Origin of the sequence: Xenorhabdus sp. TH1, from assembly GCF_037260955.1 — a bacterium.
GTDB classification, from domain to species: Bacteria; Pseudomonadota; Gammaproteobacteria; order Enterobacterales; family Enterobacteriaceae; genus Xenorhabdus; species Xenorhabdus griffiniae.
The window spans coordinates 3,146,838-3,169,932 of the sequence record NZ_CP147734.1; the positions used below are offsets into that span (position 1 = coordinate 3,146,838).

The 23,095-nt window shown below is 44.3% G+C and carries 19 protein-coding genes; 14 read left to right on the plus strand and 5 right to left on the minus strand.

Annotated features, from left to right (window positions below; translation table 11 throughout):
• Window positions 1-173: 173 nt before the first annotated feature.
• Window positions 174-494 carry a thioredoxin gene (gene trxA / locus WDV74_RS13725; protein ID WP_338883350.1) on the minus strand — a complete coding sequence of 107 codons (321 nt, stop codon included), beginning with the start codon at window positions 492-494 and terminating at the stop codon, window positions 174-176.
• A 733-nt stretch (window positions 495-1,227) separates the two neighbouring features.
• Between trxA and WDV74_RS13730 the strand changes: the two genes are divergently transcribed.
• From WDV74_RS13730 to WDV74_RS13765, 8 genes are all read left to right on the plus strand, one after another.
• Complete coding sequence (locus tag WDV74_RS13730) at window positions 1,228-4,659, plus strand: amino acid adenylation domain-containing protein (protein ID WP_338883351.1); 3,432 nt, start codon at window positions 1,228-1,230, stop codon at window positions 4,657-4,659.
• Complete coding sequence (locus WDV74_RS13735; protein ID WP_338883352.1) at window positions 4,643-6,295, plus strand: GMC family oxidoreductase N-terminal domain-containing protein; 1,653 nt, start codon at window positions 4,643-4,645, stop codon at window positions 6,293-6,295. The genes WDV74_RS13730 and WDV74_RS13735 overlap by 17 nt, the downstream gene beginning before the upstream one ends.
• Complete coding sequence (locus tag WDV74_RS13740; protein WP_338883353.1) at window positions 6,285-7,013, plus strand: thioesterase domain-containing protein; 729 nt, start codon at window positions 6,285-6,287, stop codon at window positions 7,011-7,013. The genes WDV74_RS13735 and WDV74_RS13740 overlap by 11 nt, the downstream gene beginning before the upstream one ends.
• 36 nt (window positions 7,014-7,049) lie before the next feature.
• A complete protein-coding gene (locus tag WDV74_RS13745) occupies window positions 7,050-8,186 on the plus strand; it encodes an acyl-CoA dehydrogenase family protein (protein WP_338883354.1) in 1,137 nt (378 codons plus the stop codon).
• A 389-nt stretch (window positions 8,187-8,575) separates the two neighbouring features.
• Entirely contained in the window at window positions 8,576-9,040 is a 465-nt protein-coding gene (locus tag WDV74_RS13750) for a group II truncated hemoglobin (protein ID WP_338883355.1), read from the plus strand.
• A gap of 41 nt (window positions 9,041-9,081) precedes the next feature.
• Entirely contained in the window at window positions 9,082-9,927 is an 846-nt protein-coding gene (locus WDV74_RS13755) for a metallophosphoesterase (protein ID WP_338883356.1), read from the plus strand.
• A 34-nt stretch (window positions 9,928-9,961) separates the two neighbouring features.
• Entirely contained in the window at window positions 9,962-10,537 is a 576-nt protein-coding gene (locus tag WDV74_RS13760; protein ID WP_338883357.1) for a flavoprotein, read from the plus strand.
• Window positions 10,538-10,844: 307 nt separating this feature from the next.
• Entirely contained in the window at window positions 10,845-12,116 is a 1,272-nt protein-coding gene (locus WDV74_RS13765; protein ID WP_338883358.1) for an MFS transporter, read from the plus strand.
• A 72-nt stretch (window positions 12,117-12,188) separates the two neighbouring features.
• On the opposite strand, the gene satP is transcribed toward WDV74_RS13765, so the two are convergent.
• Window positions 12,189-12,761 carry an acetate uptake transporter gene (gene satP / locus WDV74_RS13770; RefSeq protein ID WP_338883359.1) on the minus strand — a complete coding sequence of 191 codons (573 nt, stop codon included), beginning with the start codon at window positions 12,759-12,761 and terminating at the stop codon, window positions 12,189-12,191.
• A gap of 348 nt (window positions 12,762-13,109) precedes the next feature.
• On the opposite strand from satP, the gene dnaK reads away from it, so the two are divergent.
• Together dnaK and dnaJ are read left to right on the plus strand one after the other, a co-directional pair.
• Window positions 13,110-15,020, plus strand: coding sequence for a molecular chaperone DnaK (gene dnaK, locus WDV74_RS13775; protein WP_273558057.1), 1,911 nt, complete (start codon window positions 13,110-13,112; stop codon window positions 15,018-15,020).
• 104 nt (window positions 15,021-15,124) lie between these two features.
• The gene (gene dnaJ, locus WDV74_RS13780; RefSeq protein WP_338883360.1) at window positions 15,125-16,261 is read left to right on the plus strand and encodes a molecular chaperone DnaJ; all 1,137 of its coding nucleotides are present in this window, start codon (window positions 15,125-15,127) and stop codon (window positions 16,259-16,261) included.
• Window positions 16,262-16,369: 108 nt separating this feature from the next.
• Here the strand turns inward: dnaJ and tnpA are convergent, their stop codons facing one another.
• Window positions 16,370-16,786 carry an IS200/IS605 family transposase gene (gene tnpA, locus WDV74_RS13785; RefSeq protein WP_338885602.1) on the minus strand — a complete coding sequence of 139 codons (417 nt, stop codon included), beginning with the start codon at window positions 16,784-16,786 and terminating at the stop codon, window positions 16,370-16,372.
• Between the two features lie 22 nt (window positions 16,787-16,808).
• Here tnpA and WDV74_RS13790 point away from each other — a divergent pair, with 22 nt between their 5' ends.
• Window positions 16,809-18,017 carry a transposase gene (locus WDV74_RS13790; RefSeq protein ID WP_338883361.1) on the plus strand — a complete coding sequence of 403 codons (1,209 nt, stop codon included), beginning with the start codon at window positions 16,809-16,811 and terminating at the stop codon, window positions 18,015-18,017.
• A gap of 70 nt (window positions 18,018-18,087) precedes the next feature.
• On the opposite strand, the gene WDV74_RS13795 is transcribed toward WDV74_RS13790, so the two are convergent.
• Window positions 18,088-18,933, minus strand: a complete 846-nt coding sequence (locus WDV74_RS13795) for a DMT family transporter (protein WP_338883362.1) — start codon at window positions 18,931-18,933, stop codon at window positions 18,088-18,090.
• A gap of 207 nt (window positions 18,934-19,140) precedes the next feature.
• Between WDV74_RS13795 and nhaA the strand changes: the two genes are divergently transcribed.
• Complete coding sequence (gene nhaA / locus WDV74_RS13800) at window positions 19,141-20,325, plus strand: Na+/H+ antiporter NhaA (RefSeq protein ID WP_338883363.1); 1,185 nt, start codon at window positions 19,141-19,143, stop codon at window positions 20,323-20,325.
• Window positions 20,326-20,538: 213 nt separating this feature from the next.
• Window positions 20,539-21,465: a transcriptional activator NhaR gene (gene nhaR / locus WDV74_RS13805; RefSeq protein ID WP_338883364.1), complete on the plus strand. Its 927-nt coding sequence runs from the start codon at window positions 20,539-20,541 to the stop codon at window positions 21,463-21,465.
• Between the two features lie 74 nt (window positions 21,466-21,539).
• On the opposite strand, the gene rpsT is transcribed toward nhaR, so the two are convergent.
• On the minus strand, window positions 21,540-21,800 hold the full coding sequence (rpsT, locus tag WDV74_RS13810) for a 30S ribosomal protein S20 (RefSeq protein WP_038240544.1): 261 nt from the start codon (window positions 21,798-21,800) through the stop codon (window positions 21,540-21,542).
• 348 nt (window positions 21,801-22,148) lie between these two features.
• Here rpsT and ribF point away from each other — a divergent pair, with 348 nt between their 5' ends.
• A complete protein-coding gene (ribF, locus tag WDV74_RS13815) occupies window positions 22,149-23,093 on the plus strand; it encodes a bifunctional riboflavin kinase/FAD synthetase (protein WP_338883365.1) in 945 nt (314 codons plus the stop codon).
• Window positions 23,094-23,095: the final 2 nt, after the last annotated feature.

Sequence of the window (23,095 nt, forward strand, 5' to 3'; positions counted from 1 at the left end):
CAACAGGAAACGCCAGAATGATCTTTAAAGCCCTTCGGGCTTTTCGCCTTATATCCCCGCCCTGAAAGCGGGGCTTTACGACGTTTTTTGCTAATTAAAAACAAATGATGATATTGGTTTAGACGGTTAGGTAAGGCAGGCTCTTCAAACCCTCAAGTTTAATTTGACCTGAACTATAAATTTTGAGAAACCATATTCTTAAATTGTGATAATGAAGCAACCCCAACAAGAGAATCTACAGGTTGTCCATCTTTATAGACTAATGTCGTTGGTATACTACGAATACCATATTTCATAGCGATATTTTGGGCATCATCAATATTGATTTCCCCAAAAGTGGCACTATCTTTCATATCGATTGATAACTGATTAAACGTTGGCGCTACCGCCCGACATGGACCACACCATGGCGCCCAAAATCTAACAACACAAATCCCTTTAGTACTGACCACACTATCAAAATTATCTTCGGTTAATTCAATTAATGTACTCATATTGGATCCTCAGTAAAAACTTTTAAGTTACTAAAATGTAGCTTATAAATGAAATGTGGGGGCAAAATACCCCACACCCTTAATTCAATTATTATATTGAACATTATAGTTAGATCAATAGATCTTTTCCTATCAGCAAGATAGACATAAGCTATCAATTAATAACAATCAGTTATTAAAACCCTTAAAATAAATCACACAAATTTATCCAATCAATATTGGATAAATATAATAATCAAAAAATTAATTATATAAATTCTAATGAATAAATTTAACCAGAGAGAAAAACAATGGAGAATTTGCCAATCATAAATACAATAATTTCATAAAATGACCATTAAGAAAGTTAAAAATAATGCAATAACATAATTTCAAAATGTTATTAATTTACCTACAGCGACAACAAGAATTGTTAATAAAACATTATTATTTGATATTACATTTAGTTATAAACATGTTATTTTTGCACGAAAGAAAACCAACAAATAGAACTTAAACACATTACTAAGATTAATGAGGCGTCTAAATATGCACTGCTTTTATCTTAAACATGCAGGTCAATATATTAATCTGATAGTAAATGATATTTATTTTCACCAAAATAAATTAGTGAACTGTAAAAAGATTATTTATTGATAATTTCAACCATATTCCCAGCACTATTTTATTTCAAAGATAAAAAATAACCTCAAAAACATAAATTAACCTATTAATCAAATACAAGGGATAATGCATGCAAAATTTTCTCCAGGCATTACAAGAATCCGGATTAGAAACCGCTAATCTCCCTGAATTATATAAACCAGAAAATACAATTTTAGAAGTAGAGCTATCAAAATTAAAAGAGCAGGTTAATGGGATACTCAAAAACAGATTACCATTAATAAATGATATTATTCCTGTAACTCCGCAAGAAGATACGATTGAGTCAGAAAACTCCCCACTAACAGATATTCAATATGCCTATTTAATTGGGCGTAATCCTGGACTAGAACTAGGAGGATTAACCAGTTGCCTATATATTGAATTAAATATTCATTCATTAGATATAAATTCATTAAATAACGCATTAAACAAAATCATTGAATATCACCCTATGTTAAGGGCAACTTTATCTTTAGATGGGCAACAGCGAATTTTACCCGCACCATTAAATTACGTCATTCCTATTCAGGATGGTAGAAAGTGGTCAGAGTCAGAAAAAGACAATAGGCTGGCAAAACTTCGTCAGGAAATGGAAACTCAATTATTACCTGTCGATAAAGCACCTACATTCGATATACGGGCAACAATATTAAATAATGATATTACCCGTCTGCATATTTACTTCGACTTGATGTTTGTCGATATTCATAGTGTCCGTTTGGTATTACGTGACTGGTGGCAAGTTTATCAAGGCCATAAACTACCTCTTCTACCTGACAATCTAAATTTTCCCAATTATATCAAATTAGAACGTTATCTACAGGGACAACCCCAAGGATTACGCGATAAAAATTATTGGGAACATCAGCTAGAGCATTTACCTCAACCGCCTGAGTTACCGTTAAAAAATGCGCCAGAGATAATTTCTCCGCCTGTATTCAAACGTTACAGCCGAACAATTTCTTCTGAAACATTATTAGCGCTTAGAAAAAAAGCAGAATTACGTAAGTTAACGTTAGAAACTGTACTTCTCGGCATGTACACAGAAGTGCTTCGCCAGTGGTCGAAACGTCAAACTTTTACACTGACAGTTACGCAATTTGGTCGCCGCCCCTACTTTGATGGTATTGAAAATGTAGTCGGTAATTTCCTGCAACCCATGTTACTGGGAATTGGAGGTACAGGAGAAGAAAGCCTCAATGATCGTTTGGTACAGATCCAGACTAATTTGATGCTGAACCGCTGGCACTGTTCCTACAATGGTGTTCAAGTTCTAAGAGAACTGACCCGCCGCAGTCATGGCAATCGGGCTGCAACCGCCCCCGTCGTATTTAGCAACACCCTGACAGCCAATTTGGATAACGTTGTGGCAGATATTGGCTGGACGGAAGCGACCCAGGTTTATAGCAGCAATCAAACTCCACAAATCTGGTTAGAGAACCAAATTGTTCGTGTTGATGAGCATGTACAAATTAACTGGAATACAGTTAATGAGCTATTCCCTGATGGCATGGTGGAAACCATGTTAGATGCCTATATGGCACTGATAACGACTTGTGCAGAAGACGATTCAATCTGGGATCAAAACGTATCATTGGTGAAATTACCTGCCTCAGATTTACTGGAAAGAACAAAAGCCAATGCAACAGATACCGAGCTTGATATCAAACTGCTACATGAAATGGTTTTGCAAGCCGCTGGCAAATTTCCCAATGCCATTGCTCTTATACAAGGCGAAAAACAAGTTACTTATGCAGAAATGGCTAACAGAGCCTATGCGATAGCACAACAACTACGAACTGCTGTCCCCATTCATCCCAATGATATTGTCGCTGTTTCCCTGCCACAAAGTCCTGAGTTAGTCATTGGCTTACTGGGTGTTCTTATGTCAGGTGCTGCCTATGTCGCCATTGATCCCCAACTACCTGCGGAACGCCGCATGAGTTTACTCAACCGCTGTTCAGCCAAAGGGATTGTCACTGACAGCACGGTTTTTGCACATGATGAATTTACGGATTTACTTCGCATCAATCTGGATGAGTGTTCTATGCATCAGGCAATGGATACAGAGCAAATAGCTACGGCACATTGGTCTGCCATGCCTTCAATGCAAGGATTAGATGATCTGGCCTATGTCATCTTTACTTCCGGCTCAACGGGGGAGCCGAAAGGGGTGATGGCTTCCCACCGTAATGCGGCCAATACCGTGCTTGATATTAATCATAAATTTCAGGTAACAGAAAAAGATGTTGTGTTGTCTGTCGCACCTGCTGGGTTTGATTTGTCCGTCTATGACTATTTCGGACTATTAGGGGCAGGAGGAAAAGTTATTTTTTCCATGCCAGAAACAGCCAATGATCCAAAAATCTGGCTAGACATGCTAATCAAACACCAAATTACGATCTGGAACAGTGTTCCCGCTCCCGTGAAAGTATTGGTAGACAGAAATAGTTCCGCACTGTCTGCAACCCAATTAAAGCTAATCCTCATGAGCGGAGACTGGATACCTGTCGATCTCCCTGAGCGTATTCGGGAAAGTTTGCCAAATACTGCGATCATCAGTCTCGGTGGAGCGACTGAAGGCTCTATCTGGTCGATACATTATCCCATTGAGAAAATTGACAAAAACTGGAAAAGCATTCCTTATGGTAAGCCGTTAGCAAATCAAACTTTCCATGTTTTGAATAACTGGCTCCTTCCCTGCCCCAAATGGGTAACCGGAGAACTCTATATTGGCGGAATCGGCGTAACTCAAGGTTATTTGGGAGACGCAGAAAAAACAGCCCTACGCTTTATTACTCATCCCACCACGGGCGAAAGACTGTACAGAACAGGGGACTTGGGACGATATATTGCCGATGGTTTGATAGAGATTTTAGGGCGTGAAGATAATCAGGTAAAAATCAATGGCTATCGCATTGAATTAGGTGAAATTGAAGCCTGTCTTTTAACCCACGACAATGCCAGCCATGTCGTCATTGATGCCCCCGTTCATGCCAAAACCGGGCAACGACATATCGTCTCCTATGTTGTGCCTGAAACACCAGAAACGTTGGATGAGCCGACTCATTTTCAGGATCAATTGAGGGAAATTGCCCGCAAAACGTTGCCCTCTTATATGGTGCCCAGTTATTACATTTTATTGCCCCATATGCCATTAACCAGTAATGGAAAAATTGACCGTAAAGCGCTGCCTGTTCCCTGGTCTGACAGCGAAGAACACGCTGATGCTCCAGTTGCACCGGCGAATGAGATAGAAGCAAAGATCCTGAAACTCTGGCAAGCACAGCTTCAGCATGACGATTTTGATGTCACCGATGGTTTTTTTGATATTGGCGGTGATTCACTCCATGCCGTCGGTTTACTGAGTGCTCTGCGACAGGAATTTAATATTACGCCAGTTGGCGAACAGGACATTATCGAAGGGTTGTTCATGAACTCTAATATTCAGTCTTTCTCTCGCATCATCGAAACAATCATCCAATCCCAAACGGTGAATGAGCATGACCAAAACATATGATTATATCGTGGTAGGCGGTGGTTCAGCAGGATGCGTGGCAGCCTCTCGCCTGTCTGAAAATAGCACAAAATCCGTACTGCTGATCGAAGCAGGCCACGGATCTGATGTACACAACCCTGCTAGCCCACTCAGGGATGCGTCAAGGTTGGTGCTGGAAGGGTATAACTGGGATTACGAAGCCAATGTGCGCAATGATGATGATCGGTTCGCCGCTCTCATTGCTTCTCCTGCTCATAAACCAGATAACAAACAACAAACTCGTAAGCACAAGGAGCGCAAACCGTTCAATTATCGCGTGGGGAAAGTCCTTGGGGGTTCTTCCGCCATTAACGGTGCCATTGCCCTGCGAGGATTTCCAAGCGATTTCGATCAATGGACTCAAATGGGTTGCCCTAATTGGTCTTGGCAGCAGGTTCTGCCGTGGTTTAAGCATTTGGAGAATGACACTGACTATCTCGGTGATGATAACCACGGCTCACAAGGACCGATGTGTCTGCGCAGACCAGCAAATAACGAGATCCACCCTCTTGATATGGCTTTTGCCCATGCCTGCGAACAGTTTGGTGTACCTTACGTCGATGATCTCAATATCGGTGAAGATCCCGCTGTCGGCCCTGTTCCCGCCAATGTCGTTAACGGCGCCGAAAGAGTCGATGTGTATCGTTCATACCTTGAACCGATCCTGAATAGAAAAAATTTGCATGTGCTGACAGATACCTTGGTCACCCAGATCATTTTCAACGGTACTGTCGCTTCAGGAGTAAAAATTATTCAGGCGGGAGAAGAGCAGGTTTATCAGGCCAAACAAATTGTTCTCTGCGCTGGCGCAATTGGTTCAGCAACTTTATTACAACGCTCAGGTGTCGGTGATCCAGTACATCTGAACAAATTAGGTATCCCTGTTGTTGCGCAAGTGCCCGCCGTTGGCAAAAATCTAACTGACCATGCTTCCGTGGTACTCTGGGCACTGCCTAAAGCCGGTGTTTGTACTACGGGCTTGCCGTGGCGGCAAATTGCTGCCCGTATTAGAAGCGGTTATGACGCAAAAGTTGATGTACAGATTGGCTTGCTGAACAATGTTGCCAGTGACACCGTACCGGGGTTCAGAGATCGAGTGACTTATCCAATGCTGGTTGGTGCTTCCGTCATGTTAATGCGCCCAGAGATCCAAGGACGAGTTTTCATCAATTCCGCTACGCCCACGGTATTACCCCAAATTGATCTGCCATTGACTCACTCCCCATCAGATATCGCACGCCTTGTCGGGGGAGTACGTAAGATTTGGCAAGTTTTACGCCACCCAGAAGTGGATGTTTTCCTCGATGGCATCCAATTTTGGTCAGACTCCATGATTCATAACGATGAAATCATGAACAGTGCAATCAAAAACCTGGTTAATCCAGGCTGGCATGCATCTGGAACGCTCAGAATGGGCACCCATGATGATCCTGATAGCGCCACGCAAGAAGATGGCCGAGTCCACGGCATTACGGGCGTGACAGTTGCTGACGCTTCTCTATTCCCCACCATTCCTTCTATGCCAACGAATCTGACAACCATTATGACTGCTGAACGCATTGTCAGTTTTTTAATAGAGAGAGAAACCACCAGCGAGCGGAGGACAAATGGCAACTAATCGCAGACGGGTGATTTATGCCTTTCCCCATGCAGGAGCAACAACAGCGATTTATCGCCCCTGGCTAAATGATCTCATGACCACCCAATTTGCAACCTTACAACCCGTTGCGATCCCAGGTCGTGGTTATCTAGCTAAAGAGCCTGAAATTCACGATCTCGACGCCCTGATTGAACGACTGGCATCAGATATCTGGGCCGATTTCCAGCAAAAACAAGTGCAAGGTATTACGGAGTGGATCACCTTTGGTCATAGCTTTGGTGGCGTGCTGAGTATCGCGGTGGGGCAGGCGTTAATGAAAAACTATGGCACTTCCCCTTTATTTAGCGTGGTATCCAGCTCTGTCCCCCCTCATCGTCAACCCAAAGATGAACGGCATGAATGGACAGATGAGCAATTGATTCAGAAAACCAGAGCGGATCAAGGGACACCCGAAGCAATTTTAAACGAACCTGCGCTGATAAAACCCATCATCCGGCAATTGCGCAATGATTACCTGATACGCAGCCAATTTCCCCGGCTTGGCAATATACAAGTGAACTATCCACTGGTGCTGGTTTCCGCCACTCATGACAGTTATGTCACTTTAGCAGACATGGAAGCCTGGAAAAATTACACCGCTAACGATATTTCACTCACCCATATTGAAGGGGATCACTTTGCTGTGTACCGCCACTGGGATGTTATTAAACAAATCTTGCTGAATAAAACCATTTAAATAAAACAATGAGCCGCCAAAGAACCTGGAGTGAATATGCGTATTGAGATTAATAATTTTGATAATTACCGGAAATCCTGTCGTGAATTCCTGGAGCGTGAAATCATCCCTGAGCATCAAAGATGGGAAGAGAATGGGCTGGTTGAGCGCACCTTTTGGGAGAAATTAGGTCAGTCAGGGTTATTAGGTATGAGTGTCAGCCCTGAGTTTGGGGGATTGGGAAAAAACGATTATCGGTTCGCGGTCATTCTGACAGAGGAACTTATCAAAGCAGGTGTGACTGTACCAGGGATCGTTGCTCATAACGATATTGTTGCCAGCTACATTTTTGCTCTCGGTAATCAGGAGCAGAAAAAAAGATGGCTACCAGAATTGTGTAGCGGAAAACGGGTTGCCGCCATTGCCATGACGGAGCCGAGTGGGGGTTCCAATACAGCAGACATTAAAACCGTGGCTAAACGTCAAGGCAATAACTATCTGGTGAATGGCGGCAAAGCTTACATCACCAATGGCATCAATGCGGATCTGATCGTGGTAGCGGTAAAAACAGACGAGGGGCAACAAGGCCAGGGTATCAGTTTACTGGCAATAGAACGGGATATGCCCGGATTCACCAGAGGAGAGCCATTAAAGAAAATTGGCTGGCATGGCAGCGACACGGCTGAACTTTTTTTCCATGACTGTAAAGTTCCTGTCACCAACCTGATTGGCCGTGAAAACCTCGGTAACTATTACTTTATGTCGGCTATGCCCCGCGAACGCCTCAGCATCTCAACCGTGGCGGTTGCCAGTGCAGAACATATATTGCAGAGCACACTGGAATATGTGAAAGAAAGAACAGCCTTCAATCAACCGATCGGCTCTTTTCAATACAACCGTTTTGTTCTTGCGCAATTAGATACCGAAGTAAAAATTGCCCGAATCTACCTGGATAATGCCGTTGATCTTTTTAATCAGGGGCTTTTCAGTTTAGTCGATGCGGCTCGCATCAAATGGTGGACGACCGAACTGCAAATGAAAGTAGCAGATCGTTGCCTACAATTGCACGGCGGCTTAGGTTACATGCGGGATTCCATTGCTGGCAAGAATTGGCTGAATAGCCGCGCCCAGACTATTTACGGTGGAACCAGTGAAGTGCTGCAAGAAATCATCAGTAAATCAATTGGACTTTAAAACACAATAATTCACGGTTGGATAGGATATGTTGGTATGAATCAAATGAACAGCAAATCGTGTCTCATTCGATCAGTCAATGTTAGTCAACGGAACTCGATCATTCTTAATTGGGCAAAGACCGGAAACTGGGATATGGCTGTGGACGATGCAACCTGCTTCTTTAAGATAGATCTAGAAGTTTCTTTTATTGCCTATCGTGGTGTTCGACCCATCATATCAATGGTGAATTATTCAGATTCTTATTCATTCGGTGACAATCTCATACCAAAGGGGCGGTTGGATAAGGTCAAGGCCATTGCGTCTTTGGAGTCAGGGTAATAGGTATCAAAAAGTAGTCATTACCTGAGTCGCAACATCATTAATATATTCATACGAGAGGTTATGTTATGGCAAATGAAACACCGACCTTATTTGAATGGATGGGTGGCCGTGAGGTGCTTATGAAACTCATGGACACCTTTTATGCCAAGGTCGAAAAAGATGAACTGCTTGCTCCGCTGTTCAAAAACATGAAATCCGATCATCCAGGCCATGTCGCCATGTGGTTGGAAGAAGTGCTCGGCGGAGAAGATCGCTATACCAAAGATCGTGGCGGCTTCAAAGTCATGCTAAGCCGCCACAGAGGCAGAAGCATTCAATCCGAACAAAGAAAAAGATGGGTAGAACTGTTGATGGAATCTGCTGATGAAATCGGTTTACCTTCTGATCCTGAATTTCGTTCAGCATTTGCAAGTTATATCGAATGGGGTTCACGCAGAGCTGAGGCCAATTCTCAACCCAATGCGACCCCTTCACGTCGCGAAACTGTACCCAAGTGGGGATGGGGAGAAGCGCCTCCAGGAACGCCCTAATTTTTAAAGAAACTTACAGGTAAAGTTAGAGAGGTGAGTTTATGCTGTTGGCCGTCAGTGACTTACATGTGTCTCACGCAACAAATAGGGCTATCGTTGAATCATTTAGACCATCAACACCGGACGATTGGCTACTGTTGGCAGGCGATGTTGCAGAACAGGAGTCAGATTTTACCTGGGTCATCAGTATGCTTTCACAACGGTTTGCTCAAGTCGTCTGGACACCAGGAAATCATGAACTTTGGTGCACACCAAAAGATCAATTAAAGTTACCTGGCGTACTGCGTTATGAACATTTGGTCAATATCTGCCGACAACATAACGTACTCACCCCTGAAGATGAGTTTCGTCATTACCGCATGGGGAATGGGGCAACGGTGATCATTGCCCCTATTTTTACCCTATACGATTATTCATTTAGAAATACCTGTGACTATACAGCGGAACAGGCCATCGAGCGCGCTCGTCGTTGTGGTGTCATTAGCTCTGATGAGTTCTTCCTGAAAACCTATCCTCATAGAAATATTATCGATTGGTGTCAGGAACGTATCCAATATACCCAAAAACGCTTGAATGCCATTCCAGATGGCGAAAATATCGTACTAATAAGCCATTTTCCCATCATCCGTAAGCCGCTCGAGTCCTTACGCAATAGCGAATTTTCTATTTGGTGTGGCAGTGAAAAAACTCACCGATGGGCATCAAAAAAAGGGGTTCGTATGGTGGTATATGGACACTTACACATTCCCAATCTCGAATATATTCAAGATGTTGCTCATTTGGAAGTCTCTTTGGGATATCCGCGGGAATGGCAAGAGCGTCGTAATAAAGGTTCTTACTTAGTACAACTAGACGGATTACTGGAACACGCTAACGCATATAGCTAATCATTTATTTTTAGAACAAGAGGCTAATTTACCGATGAAAAATGATGAAATAATTCCACAGATAAAACCTCGGATCTTAATTGGGGCAACCGGATCAGTGGATATCACTCTCCTCCCCCAATATCTTTCAGCAATTAAGGCGACAATTGACTGTACATTAACAGTATTGATGACAAACAATGCCACCACCTTTTTACCCGCCTCAACCGTAGCACTCTATGCCGATCGGGTCATTAGTGGAGAGATGCCACACGATTGGCCAACAGACAAACCTTCACGTATTGTCGCGGATCATGACATTCTGGCAGTCTTACCTGCAACCGCTAATACACTTGCAACCGTTGCTTGTGGTGGCGCAACCAATCGATTAACTACGGTTATTCTGGCCTCCACATTTCCTGTGCTTTTTTTTCCTGTCATGGGACACGTGATGTGGGAAAAAAAAGCGACACGCCGCAATATTACGCAATTACGTGATGATGGCTATTACGTTATTGAACCCGTTTGGCACGAAAATTTTGATGTTTCACTACAACGAATAGTTGGGCATCCTTCATTGCCGGATATTGAAACCGTTATTTCATTATTGAAACAACATCTGCCAAAATAAGTTCTGAGATCCATCGCGTTATGGAAGAGTATTTCGCCCCTTAATTGACAAAAAATATTCGACATGAAAGTGGTATAACATGTGGGTTGGGTACTCTTCTATTTCACATTTCTCCTGAATATGTAGCTGTAAATTCTTCCTCTGTTCAAATCTAAGTGACATATTACCACAATGGATTCTTTTTAAAATTTGTAGAATAAATACCTTTTAATATAGCATAAGTTTTATTTTCATCTATTTTGAGTCTGGTCAGAACATTGAAAATAAATACCTCAGAACCCATTTTATAACTATAAATCGGTAACTTATGTCAGAACACTATAATCGTCCATTAAATAAACAAGATTATAAAACACTGTCCTTAGCGGCTTTAGGTGGCGCTCTGGAATTTTACGACTTTATTATCTTTATCTTTTTTGCTGTTGCACTTGGGGAACTCTTTTTCCCTGCAGATATACCTGAATGGCTCAGACAACTACAGACATTTGGTATTTTTGCGGCGGGTTATCTGGTTCGGCCTTTAGGTGGGATCATCATGGCCCATTTTGGTGATCTCATTGGGCGTAAGAAAATGTTTTCACTCAGCATATTGTTAATGGCTGTACCAACACTGGCTATCGGCATGTTACCCACCTATGACGCCATAGGCATGGCTGCCCCTATCCTGCTGCTACTGATGCGGATTATGCAGGGAGCCGCAATTGGTGGAGAAGTACCCGGAGCCTGGGTTTTTGTGGCAGAACATGTTCCCCATAAACGCATCGGATTTGCCTGTGGTGTTTTAACGGCAGGATTGAGTTTGGGGATTTTATTTGGTTCTCTCGTCGCAACCATTATTACTTCGATTTATTCCAGACAAGAAGTCCTAAATTGGGCATGGCGTCTGCCATTTTTCTTAGGCGGTATTTTCGGTTTATGCGCTATGTATCTGCGCCGCTGGCTGCATGAAACCCCTGTCTTCAAGGAAATGCAGGAACGCAAAGCATTGGCAGAAGAGCTGCCACTAAAAACTGTCGTTTTTAATTACAAGCGCGCCATCTCTATTTCCATGCTGCTTACATGGCTCCTTTCTGCTGGCATTGTCGTTGTCATCTTGATGACGCCAACCTATATGCAGACAGTATTTAATCTTGAACAATCACTGACGTTGAAAGCAAACAGTCTGGCGATTATCTCATTGGCGATTGGCTGTATCTCTACCGGATACTTATGCGATAAATGGGGAGCCGGTATCGTGCTGATTATAGGTTGCATCCTATTGGCTGCCACAACATGGTTTTTCTACCACAATATCAGCCATGAACCGCTCAAACTATTTAGTGCTTATTCCCTCACTGGTCTGACTGTCGGTGTGATTGGCGTCACCCCTTTTGTTATGGTGAAAAGCTATCCACCAGAAGTCAGGTTTAGTGGCATTTCATTTGCATATAATTTGGCTTATGCCATTTTTGGGGGGCTAACACCGATCTTCGTCACCTTACTGCTGACATATACCGCACTGGCACCCGCTTACTATATGATGACCCTATCGGCTATTGGCCTATTATTGGGATTTTACTTGCGGAAAAAATCTATCTGAAAAAGTAGGTAGGAAATTAGAGGATTAATAAAGCACAGGATGAGCATAAATGGCTCATCCTGTTAAAAACGGTTAAGCGTGTTTCACTTCACCAATTGGCAGAATAGTACGGCCATATTGCTCATTCAGAACTTCAGCCATTGCCAGATAAAAAGCACTTGCACCACAGATAACACCTTCAAAACCTGCGAAAGTCAAAATGCTGGCATTGCTAGTGATATTGCCGATTGCCAGCAATGCAAACAGCAGCGTCAGGCTGCCAAATACAAATTGCAGGACACGGTTCGCTTTTAACGTACCAAAGAACATAAACAGCGTGAAAATTCCCCACAGGGCAAGATAAATGCCAAAGAACTCGTGATCAGTTGCTTCAGCCAACCCCATTTTGGGCAGGAAAAGCAAAGCGATCAGGCTCAACCAGAACAGGCCATAAGAGGTAAATGCGGTTGCAGCAAACGTATTTCCTTTTTTGTACTCAAAGATGCCTGCCAGCACCTGAGCCAAGCCACCGTAAAAGATTCCCATGCTCAAAATTGCCGATGCCAATGGGAAAAAACCTGCATTGTGCAGATTCAACAAAATGGTGGTCATGCCAAAACCCATTAAACCCAGTGGGCCTGGGTTTGCCAACTGATTAGAATGCATATTTCCCCTAGAAAATACAAATAAAACAAAATATTAAAAAAGTTATCGTGGCACTTTCCTGCACCAAGAAACCATAAAAGGCGGCGGATCATAATGTGATGACATCAACTACACAATGGCCTGAGAAAAATTTTTTTATTAAATCTCAATTTTTTTTCAATTCTCCCCTTGATGATGAGATGAATGACCCCATCTAAGTCCCAACTACAGTTACTACTGAATAGTTCAGCATTAGCTGGAAAACAAAATGAGGAATTTCTGGCAAACAGGGCCATTGAAAAGCAAACATTCGCCCTCATATAGCTAGTAACTTGACCGAATATATGAATTTTTTGTGGAGGCGTTTAGATGGGTAAAATTATTGGTATCGACTTGGGAACTACCAACTCTTGTGTAGCAATTATGGACGGCACAACCACTCGTGTGCTTGAAAACAGCGAGGGTGACCGTACCACACCTTCTATCATCGCATATACTCAGGATGGTGAAACTCTGGTTGGTCAACCAGCTAAACGTCAGGCTGTTACTAACCCGCAAAACACGTTGTTCGCCATTAAGCGTTTGATTGGCCGTCGTTTCCAAGACGAAGAAGTGCAACGTGACGTCTCTATTATGCCATACAAAATCATGGCAGCCGATAACGGCGATGCATGGTTGGAAGTGAAAGGCCAAAAAATGGCACCACCTCAAGTTTCTGCTGAAGTTCTGAAAAAGATGAAGAAAACAGCGGAAGACTATCTGGGTGAACCAGTAACCGAAGCTGTTATCACGGTTCCTGCATACTTTAACGATGCACAACGTCAGGCAACTAAAGATGCTGGCCGTATCGCAGGTCTGGAAGTTAAGCGCATCATCAACGAACCAACTGCGGCAGCGCTGGCTTACGGCCTGGACAAAGAAGTTGGCAACCGCACTATCGCGGTTTATGACCTGGGTGGTGGTACTTTCGATATATCTATCATCGAAATCGATGAAGTTGATGGCGAAAAAACGTATGAAGTTCTGGCAACCAATGGTGATACCCACTTAGGTGGTGAAGACTTCGATAGCCGCATGATCAACTATCTGGTTGACGAGTTTAAGAAAGAACAAGGCATCGACCTGCGTAATGATCCACTGGCAATGCAGCGTCTGAAAGAAGCGGCAGAAAAAGCGAAAATCGAACTTTCTTCTGCACAGCAGACTGATGTAAATCTGCCATACATCACAGCAGATGCGACCGGTCCTAAGCACATGAACATTAAAGTGACGCGTGCAAAACTGGAATCTCTGGTTGAAGACCTGGTTAAACGTTCAATCGAGCCTCTGAAAGTCGCACTGAATGACGCCGGTCTGTCTGTATCTGACGTCCACGATGTGATTCTGGTTGGTGGTCAGACTCGTATGCCAATGGTGCAGAAAGCCGTTGCAGACTTCTTCGGCAAAGAGCCACGTAAAGATGTGAACCCAGACGAAGCAGTAGCAATGGGTGCTGCGGTTCAGGGCGGTGTACTGGCTGGCGACGTGAAAGACGTTCTGCTGCTGGACGTCACACCACTGTCTCTGGGTATTGAAACCATGGGCGGCGTGATGACTTCCCTGATTTCCAAGAACACCACTATTCCAACTAAACATAGCCAGGTGTTTTCTACAGCGGAAGATAACCAATCTGCGGTAACGATCCACGTAATACAGGGTGAGCGTAAACGTGCCAGCGATAACAAATCTCTGGGTCAGTTCAACCTGGATGGCATTCAACCAGCAATGCGCGGTACTCCGCAGATCGAAGTGACTTTCGATATCGATGCTGACGGCATCCTGCATGTTTCTGCGAAAGATAAAAACACAGGTCGTGAACAAAACATCACCATCAAAGCGTCTTCTGGCCTGAACGAAGAAGAAATCCAACAGATGGTACGTGACGCAGAAGCAAACGCAGAAGCTGACCGTAAGTTTGAAGAGCTGGTTCAGATCCGTAACCAAGCTGACCAACTGATCCACGGCACTCGTAAGCAAGTTGAAGAAGCGGGTGATAAACTGGCAGCAGACGATAAAGCAGCTATCGAGAAAGCAACTTCTGAGCTGGAGACCGCGGCAAAAGGCGAAGATAAAGCTGAAATTGAAGCGAAAATCCAAGCTCTGGTTGAAGCATCCCAGAAACTACTGGAAATTGCCCAACAGCAAGCCCAGGCTGGTGCTACCGATGCTGGCGCAAACAACGCGAAGAAAGATGACGATGTTGTAGACGCTGAATTCGAAGAAGTTAAAGACAAAAAATAATAGCCCTTAGCGGGCAAAGTAACAGGGCGCCTGTTACTTGTTAACTGGCACGGGCGTTGAGGTAACTCCACGCCCGTGTGTGCGTGTTAAGGGTAAACAATACGATGGCAAAAAAAGATTATTACGAAGTTTTGGGCGTTTCCAAAACCGCAGACGAAAAAGAGATCAAAAAAGCCTATAAACGGCTAGCAATGAAATATCACCCTGACCGTAACCAAGGTGATAAAGAATCAGAAAGTAAATTCAAAGAAATTAAAGCAGCGTATGAGATCCTGACAGATCCTCAAAAACGTGCTGCTTATGACCAATATGGTCATGCTGCCTTTGAACAGGGCGGCATGGGCGGCGGCGCAGGTGGTTTCGGTAATGGAGCTGACTTTAGCGATATCTTTGGTGACGTTTTCGGCGATATTTTCGGTGGTGGCCGTCGTCAGCAGCGTCCTAGCCGTGGCTCAGACCTGCGTTACAACATGGAATTAACCCTGGAAGAAGCTGTCCGTGGTGTGACCAAAGAGATCCGCATTCCAACCCTTGAATCTTGCGATACCTGCCATGGCAGCGGAGCCAAAGCAGGAACCAGCCCAGAAACATGCCCAACCTGTCATGGGGCTGGCCAGGTACAAATGCGCCAAGGATTTTTCGCGGTTCAACAACCTTGTCCGCAGTGTCATGGACGCGGAAAAATCATCAAAGAGCCTTGCGGCAAATGTCATGGACATGGTCGTGTTGAAAAATACAAGACACTGTCCGTTAAAATTCCAGCGGGCGTCGATACTGGTGATCGCATTCGCTTGAGTGGTGAAGGTGAAGCAGGTGAACACGGCGCACCATCCGGCGATTTGTACGTTCAGGTTCAAGTCAAGGCTCACCATATCTTCGAGCGTGACGGCAGCAACCTCTATTGTGAAGTGCCGATCAACTTCGCAACGGCGGCATTGGGTGGCGAAATTGAAGTTCCAACCCTTGATGGTCGTGTCAGCCTGAAAATTCCTGCGGAAACCCAGACTGGCAAGCTGTTCCGTATGAAAGGCAAAGGTGTTAAATCCGTCCGTGGCGGTGTCCAAGGCGACTTGCTGTGCCGTGTCGTAGTAGAAACACCGGTTAAGCTGAATGAAGAGCAAAAAGAGCTGATGCGCAAATTGGGCGAATCTTTTGGCGGGAAAAGCGGTGAAACCAATAGCCCTCGCTCCAAAAGTTTCCTTGATGGCGTGAAGAAATTTTTTGATGATCTGACCAAGTAATTTAGATCTCTCATAAATCCCGCCTGATTATTTTTCTAATGTATTGGCGGGATTTCTAATTTATCAGGTGCGCCGTAAAACCCCGTCCTTCAGGGCGGGGTTTTACGACTAACCTGGTGTTTTCTGCTGCTCGATGTATTGCCGGATGATCGAGATCGGCGCACCTCCGCAACTGCTTGCAAAATAGCTCGGTGTCCACAGAACGCCTTTGTAGTAATAGCGTAGAGCAATATCTGGACGGTCACGCCGAAGCAGCCTGCTGGAAACGCCTTTAAGACTGTTGACCAGATTCGATACTGCGAGCTTTGGCGGGGAGTTGATCAGCAAATGCACGTGGTCGTATTCGCCGTCCATTTCAACCAGTTCAACACCAAAATCAGCACATACGCTGCTAAAGTAGCTGCGTAGCTTTTCGATGGCATCAAGATCGAATATCTTTCGTCGATACTTGGCGACGAATACCAAGTGGACGTGCATCAGGAAAACACCGTGTCTTCCGCGTCGACTATCAGTTTCTTTTGTCATAGACCAAAGTATAATGATAGTCATGATACGACTTCAAGCCTTCAAATTCCAGTTAAGACCAAATGGTCAGCAGGAGCGCGATATGCGACGCTTCGCAGGGGCTTGTCGCTTCGTTTTTAACCGTGCACTGGCACTCCAGAATGAGAACCATGCAGCAGGGAATAAATATCTCCCTTACACCAAAATGGCTTCATGGTTGATTGAGTGGAAATCCGTACCTGAAACACAATGGCTGAAAGAATCTCCCTCGCAACCGTTGCAGCAGTCACTGAAAGATCTGGAGCGCGGCTACAAAAATTTCTTCCAGAAGCGGGCTGCATTCCCCCGCTTCAAAAAACGTGGTCAACATGACTCATTCCGCTACCCGCAGGGCGTGAAGCTCGATCAGCCCAACAGTCGAATCTCGTTGCCAAAGTTAGGGTGGATACGCTATCGCAACAGCCGTGAAGTCATTGGCGAAGTGAAAAACGTCACGGTCAGCCAGTCATGCGGCAAATGGTACGTCAGTATCCAGACTGAATACGAAGTGACTGACCCTGCTCACAATGCAGAATCAATGGTCGGACTGGATGCCGGAGTAACAAAACTTGCCACGCTTTCAGATGGCACGGTATATCAGCCAGTAAGCAGTTTCAAAGCAAACCAACGTAAGCTGGCAACACTCCAGCGGCAGTTGAGTCGCAAAGTAAAATTCAGCGCAAACTGGCGGAAACAAAAACGGAAAATCCAGTGTTTGCACTCGCACATTGCCAATATCCGGCGCGACTACCTTCACAAAGTCACCAGTGAAATCAGCAAAAACCACGCGATGATCGTCATTGAAGACTTGAAGGTCAGTAACATGTCGAAATCGGCAAAAGGCACGGCAGAGAAGCACGGAAGAAACGTCAGAGGCAAATCAGGATTGAACCGCTCGATACGGGATCAAGGCTGGCATGAAATGCGCCGTCAGCTTGAGTACAAGCAGCTCTGGCGCGGTGGTCAGGTACTGGCGATACCTCCGGCATACACCAGCCAGCGGTGTGCCTGCTGTGGTCATACGGCGAAAGAAAACCGTCAGACGCAAAGTCAATTCGTGTGTCAGGTATGCGGCTACACCGCGAACGCGGATGTAAACGCCGCACGTAATATTTTAGCGGCAGGACATGCCGTGCTTGCCTGTGGAGGGATGGTGCAGTCAGACCGCCCGTTGAAGCAGGAACCCACCGAGGTGAGTCAGGCTTCGGTCTAAACGCTGTAGGAATCCCCGTCCTTTAGGGCGGGGAGGATGTCAATAAGCCACCTTCAATTTTAAAGGGAATTTACCCCAGCTTCGTGACAATCACCCCAGCGACAATCACAATACAAGCCAATAATCGCATTTTACTAAATGGCTCTCGCAAGATAACAACAGACAATAACATCGCAAATAACACGCTAGTTTCACGTAATGCCGCAACCAGCACGATGGGAGCATGACTCATCGCCCAAATCACGATGCCATAACTGAGTAATTGCATCAGCCCGCCCAATAACCCCTGTTTCCAATATTGGTGAAGTTTCCGTCCAGCCGTATTCCAATACCTGAAATACATTATCGCCCCCATGACCCAACCATTAATAGCAAACAACCATAAGATATAGGCTAAGGTATCATCGCCAGCTCTGGAACCAGCGCCATCGGACAAAGTATAACCGGCGGTAAATGCCGATGTTGTGATTGCCGCAAGTAACGTTTTACGATCCAGATAAAGAGCATTTTTCCCATGCGGAAAAGCAATTAATATAATCCCCACGATAATAAGACCTACCCCCAGCATGGCAAGAGGCGGTAACATTTCCTGCAAAATTATCCAACTCAATAACGCGGTAATGAGCGGCGCACAACCTCTGGCAATAGGATATACCTGCCCCAAATCTCCCGTCGCATAAGAGCGGCTTAAAAACAGACAATAAGCCGTATGTAAAATAGCAGATAAGATTAACCACGGCACAGAAGGTAATGACGGTAACCCAACCCAAAATAGCCCTAATGTGGCGATAATTCCGGCAAAAAAGACAATAATTGAAATGCCCAGGAATCGATCAGCGCTAATCTTAACTAAGGCATTCCAACTGGCATGTAACAAAGCAGCGCCAAGGACAAACAGGAAAAGTAATGTTGTCATGGAGTATCTTACTCATCTCGTTATTACAAATAATGATTAAAATTTCTTCTGCTATACAGTGTAATTTATAAAATTTTTAAAAAATATTATTTCAATATGTTATGATTCGAATATCACGATCAATTTAGCATAAATAATCTACTTTTTCCGATGTTATGACTAGCATAACATGCATGACCTTGAGCAATTTCATAAGTTAATTTATCCATGACAGCAATCATTCGCCAATTTTTGAAATTAGAGGCCGCAGGAGGGATCCTTCTCATTATCGCGGCCATCATTGCGCTGGTTATGGCGAATACGCCATTGCAGGGTATCTATCATCACTTTCTCAACCTTCCTGTTGTAGTGCAATTTGCAGCGCTGGAAATCAACAAACCATTATTACTATGGATAAATGATGGATTAATGGCGGTGTTCTTTCTCATTGTCGGGCTAGAAGTGAAACGAGAACTCATGGAGGGTTCACTGGCCGGCCGTGATAAAGCCATTTTCCCAGCCATCGCGGCATTAGGAGGGATGTTGGCACCGGCATTGATCTATCTGCTGTTTAATGGCAGTGACGAGATCACCCAACAAGGTTGGGCAATTCCCTGCGCAACAGATATCGCTTTTGCATTAGGGGTCATGGCGTTGCTGGGGAAACGTGTTCCCACCGCATTAAAAGTATTTTTGCTTGCGCTGGCGATTATTGATGATTTAGGTGTCATCATCATTATCGCACTGTTCTATACCAAAACAGTGTCCCTGGCTGCATTAGGCTTGGCTACCGCCATGATTGGGCTACTGGCCTGGATGAATTGGAAAGGCATCGCTAGAACATCCGCTTATCTGATTGTGGGTGCGGTGTTATGGGTGTGTATCTTAAAATCAGGTGTCCATGCCACATTGGCTGGCGTTATTGTCGGGTTTCTGATCCCTCTTCGAAATAAAAAAGGCGAGTCACCTTCTGAAACTTTGGAACATGAACTGCATTCCTGGGTGGCTTATTTCATTCTGCCACTGTTTGCTTTTGCCAATGCTGGTGTTTCATTACAAGGTGTCACATTAGATGGCTTAACCAGTATATTGCCTATCGGCATTGCTCTTGGCCTGTTTATTGGCAAGCCATTAGGTATTTTTCTGTTTAGCTGGATTTCGGTAAAACTGGGAATGGCTAAATTGCCGGAAAAAATTGGCATGAGACAAATCTTCGCTGTTTCCGTACTGTGTGGGATCGGTTTTACCATGTCTATTTTTATCTCAGGTCTGGCATTTGAAGGTCTCAATGACACTTTCAGCACATATTCCCGCTTAGGTATATTGATAGGTTCTACCACCGCAGCCGTTGCTGGTTATGGATTACTAACCATACTGTTACCGAAGAAAAAAAACGTAGTCAAAAACAGATGAATAGACTAATTTAAGCACAGATATAGAAAGAATTTCCGAGGTAACTCATTCTCTTAATATTCGCGGCAAAGCGTTTATAACTGCGATGCCGCGAATATTTTCATCGTCATAGAAAATAACAATAGAAAAATAGGAAAACGCCATAATTTGGCAACCTGAAATGTATGGTCACGACTGTTATACAGATGTGAGGCAATACACAAGGATAAATATATGCGGGTTTCACATTTAAATTTTAATCACCTCTATTATTTTTGGCATGTTTGCAAGGAAGGTTCGGTTGTAGGGGCAGCAGAAGCGCTATACCTGACACCACAAACCATTACAGGGCAGATAAAAGCGTTGGAAGAGCGTCTGGGAGGGAAGTTATTTAAGCGCCAAGGAAGAGGATTAGTTCCTTCAGAGTTGGGGCAATTAATTTTTCGCTATGCGGATAAGATGTTTACACTCAGCCAGGAAATGATGGACATCGTGACTTACAGCCGAGAATCAAATCTGCTGTTTGATGTAGGTGTCGCTGATGCACTGTCCAAACGTTTAGTGAGTAAAGTACTGGAAACAACCGTTGTTGAGCACGAAAAGATCCATTTGCGTTGCTTTGAATCGACACATGAAATGCTGCTTGAACAGCTCAGCCAGCATAAATTGGATATGATCCTATCCGATTGCCCAGTGGATTCGTCTCAGCAGGAAGGATTGTTCTCAGTGAAATTGGGCGAATGCAACATCAGTTTTTATTGCCGCCAGCCGATCCCAGAAAAGCCCTTTCCAGCCTGTTTGGAAGAGCGTCGTTTATTAATCCCAGGCCGCCGCTCGATGTTAGGCAGAAAGCTCCTGACATGGATACGTAATAAAAATCTTGAAGTTGAAGTGCTGGGCGAATTTGATGATGCCGCTTTGATGAAAGCATTTGGTCTGTATCACAACGCTATTTTCATTGCTCCCTCTTTCTACGCCAATGATATTTTCGCTGATAGTGATATTGTTGAAATAGGTCGATTGGATACGGTACAGGAAGAGTATTACGTTATCTTTGCCGAGCGTATGATTCAGCATCCGGCAGTTCAGCGCGTGTGTAACAAAGATTTTTCCGCTTTGTTTAACTCGCCACCAAAAAGTCGCCCTGAAAAATTATATTAAGATTCTGATCTAAAACCCGAAGATACAAAAAACCGGCTTAAAGCCGGTTTTTTTAGCATCATCAAAACCAATGATTACATTGCTTTGATTTGTGCTGCCAGAGCAGATTTATGACGTGCTGCTTTGTTTTTGTGGATCAGACCTTTGCAGGCGTGACGATCAACAATTGGTTGCATGTCATTGAATGCTTTCTGTGCAGCTTCTTTGTCGCCAGCAGCGATAGCCGCGTAGACTTTCTTGATAAAAGTGCGCACCATAGAACGACGGCTCGCATTGTGCTGACGGCGTTTCTCAGACTGTACGGCGCGTTTCTTAGCTGATTTGATATTAGCCAAGGTCCAACTCCCAAATATATTCTATCGAGGACAATTCAAAGGCCGAGGAATATGCCTGTTCAGCCTTCTTTTGTCAATGGATTTGTGCAAATAAGCGTCGTTGTACAGCGACGCTGGTTACGTTGTGATGGGGCAGGATTTTATCAGCTTACTCAGAGGGAATACAGTCTTTCGCAATAAAAAACTGAATGAATCACAGAGAAATGCGATAAATTAAATATTTTTCGAGCATCTAGCCTATTTTTATTGTATGAATCAGGTTATTAATTAAAACCCTTTGTGATCGTGGGTTAACCTTGTGCTTTGTACAAGGTATAATCCGGCAATTTCCACGGTATTGAGCCAGCTATGGAGCTAATTCGCGGTATACACAATATCCGGGCGCGTCACCATGGTTGCGTGCTGACGATTGGTAATTTTGATGGTGTCCATCGCGGGCATCAGGCTTTATTAAAACACTTGAAGCAAGAAGGGCTGCGTCTCGGATTACCGACGATGGTCATGATTTTCGAACCGCAGCCTCTGGAAGTTTTTGTGGCAGATAAAGCCCCAGCTCGCCTCACCAGGCTGAGAGATAAAATAAAATATCTAGCCCAAAATGGCGTTGATTATCTGTTATGTGTGAAATTTGACAAACATTTTGCAGCCAACTCACCTGAAGCCTTTGTTTCACAGTTGCTCGTTGAAAAACTGGGTGTTAAGTTTTTGGCAATAGGAGACGATTTCCGTTTTGGCAAAAATCGCCGCGGAGATTTCCACTATTTGCAGCAAGCAGGTAAACAATACCGTTTTGATGTCGCCAGCACAGACAGTTTTTGTGACAGCGGTCTTAGGATCAGCAGTACAATCATTCGTCAGGCACTGCAAAATGATGACCTGACTTTGGCCGAAATATTACTGGGGCATCCTTACAGTATAAGTGGCAGAGTTGTTCACGGTAAGCAATTGGGACGCACCATCGGTTTTCCCACTGCCAATTTACCGTTGAAACGTCTCGTGGCGCCTGTTAATGGCGTTTATGCTGTAGAAGTCTATGGATTAGGTGATAATCCCCTACCGGGTGTTGCAAATATAGGCAATCGCCCTACGGTTGCAGGCCTGGGCCTGCAACTTGAAGTGCATTTGATTGATACCCAAATGGATCTGTATGGGCGTCATATCGATGTAGTATTACGTAAAAAATTGCGTAATGAGCAGCGATTTGCTTCGCTTGATGCGCTGAAACAGCAAATCGCAAATGATGTGGTTGCAGCGAGAGACTATCTCTTGCAGCGATCCAAGTCATGTATCTAGCG

Excerpts from the sequence above, each read along its gene's own strand:
- trxA (WP_338883350.1), bottom strand. The coding sequence starts at position 494 with ATGAGTACATTAATTGAATTAACCGAAGATAATTTTGATAGTGTGGTC.
- WDV74_RS13730 (WP_338883351.1), top strand. The coding sequence starts at position 1,228 with ATGCAAAATTTTCTCCAGGCATTACAAGAATCCGGATTAGAAACCGCT.
- WDV74_RS13735 (WP_338883352.1), top strand. The coding sequence starts at position 4,643 with ATGACCAAAACATATGATTATATCGTGGTAGGCGGTGGTTCAGCAGGA.
- WDV74_RS13740 (WP_338883353.1), top strand. The coding sequence starts at position 6,285 with ATGGCAACTAATCGCAGACGGGTGATTTATGCCTTTCCCCATGCAGGA.
- WDV74_RS13745 (WP_338883354.1), top strand. The coding sequence starts at position 7,050 with ATGCGTATTGAGATTAATAATTTTGATAATTACCGGAAATCCTGTCGT.
- WDV74_RS13750 (WP_338883355.1), top strand. The coding sequence starts at position 8,576 with ATGGCAAATGAAACACCGACCTTATTTGAATGGATGGGTGGCCGTGAG.
- WDV74_RS13755 (WP_338883356.1), top strand. The coding sequence starts at position 9,082 with ATGCTGTTGGCCGTCAGTGACTTACATGTGTCTCACGCAACAAATAGG.
- WDV74_RS13760 (WP_338883357.1), top strand. The coding sequence starts at position 9,962 with ATGAAAAATGATGAAATAATTCCACAGATAAAACCTCGGATCTTAATT.
- WDV74_RS13765 (WP_338883358.1), top strand. The coding sequence starts at position 10,845 with ATGTCAGAACACTATAATCGTCCATTAAATAAACAAGATTATAAAACA.
- satP (WP_338883359.1), bottom strand. The coding sequence starts at position 12,761 with ATGCATTCTAATCAGTTGGCAAACCCAGGCCCACTGGGTTTAATGGGT.
- dnaK (WP_273558057.1), top strand. The coding sequence starts at position 13,110 with ATGGGTAAAATTATTGGTATCGACTTGGGAACTACCAACTCTTGTGTA.
- dnaJ (WP_338883360.1), top strand. The coding sequence starts at position 15,125 with ATGGCAAAAAAAGATTATTACGAAGTTTTGGGCGTTTCCAAAACCGCA.
- tnpA (WP_338885602.1), bottom strand. The coding sequence starts at position 16,786 with ATGACAAAAGAAACTGATAGTCGACGCGGAAGACACGGTGTTTTCCTG.
- WDV74_RS13790 (WP_338883361.1), top strand. The coding sequence starts at position 16,809 with ATGATACGACTTCAAGCCTTCAAATTCCAGTTAAGACCAAATGGTCAG.
- WDV74_RS13795 (WP_338883362.1), bottom strand. The coding sequence starts at position 18,933 with ATGACAACATTACTTTTCCTGTTTGTCCTTGGCGCTGCTTTGTTACAT.
- nhaA (WP_338883363.1), top strand. The coding sequence starts at position 19,141 with ATGACAGCAATCATTCGCCAATTTTTGAAATTAGAGGCCGCAGGAGGG.
- nhaR (WP_338883364.1), top strand. The coding sequence starts at position 20,539 with ATGCGGGTTTCACATTTAAATTTTAATCACCTCTATTATTTTTGGCAT.
- ribF (WP_338883365.1), top strand. The coding sequence starts at position 22,149 with ATGGAGCTAATTCGCGGTATACACAATATCCGGGCGCGTCACCATGGT.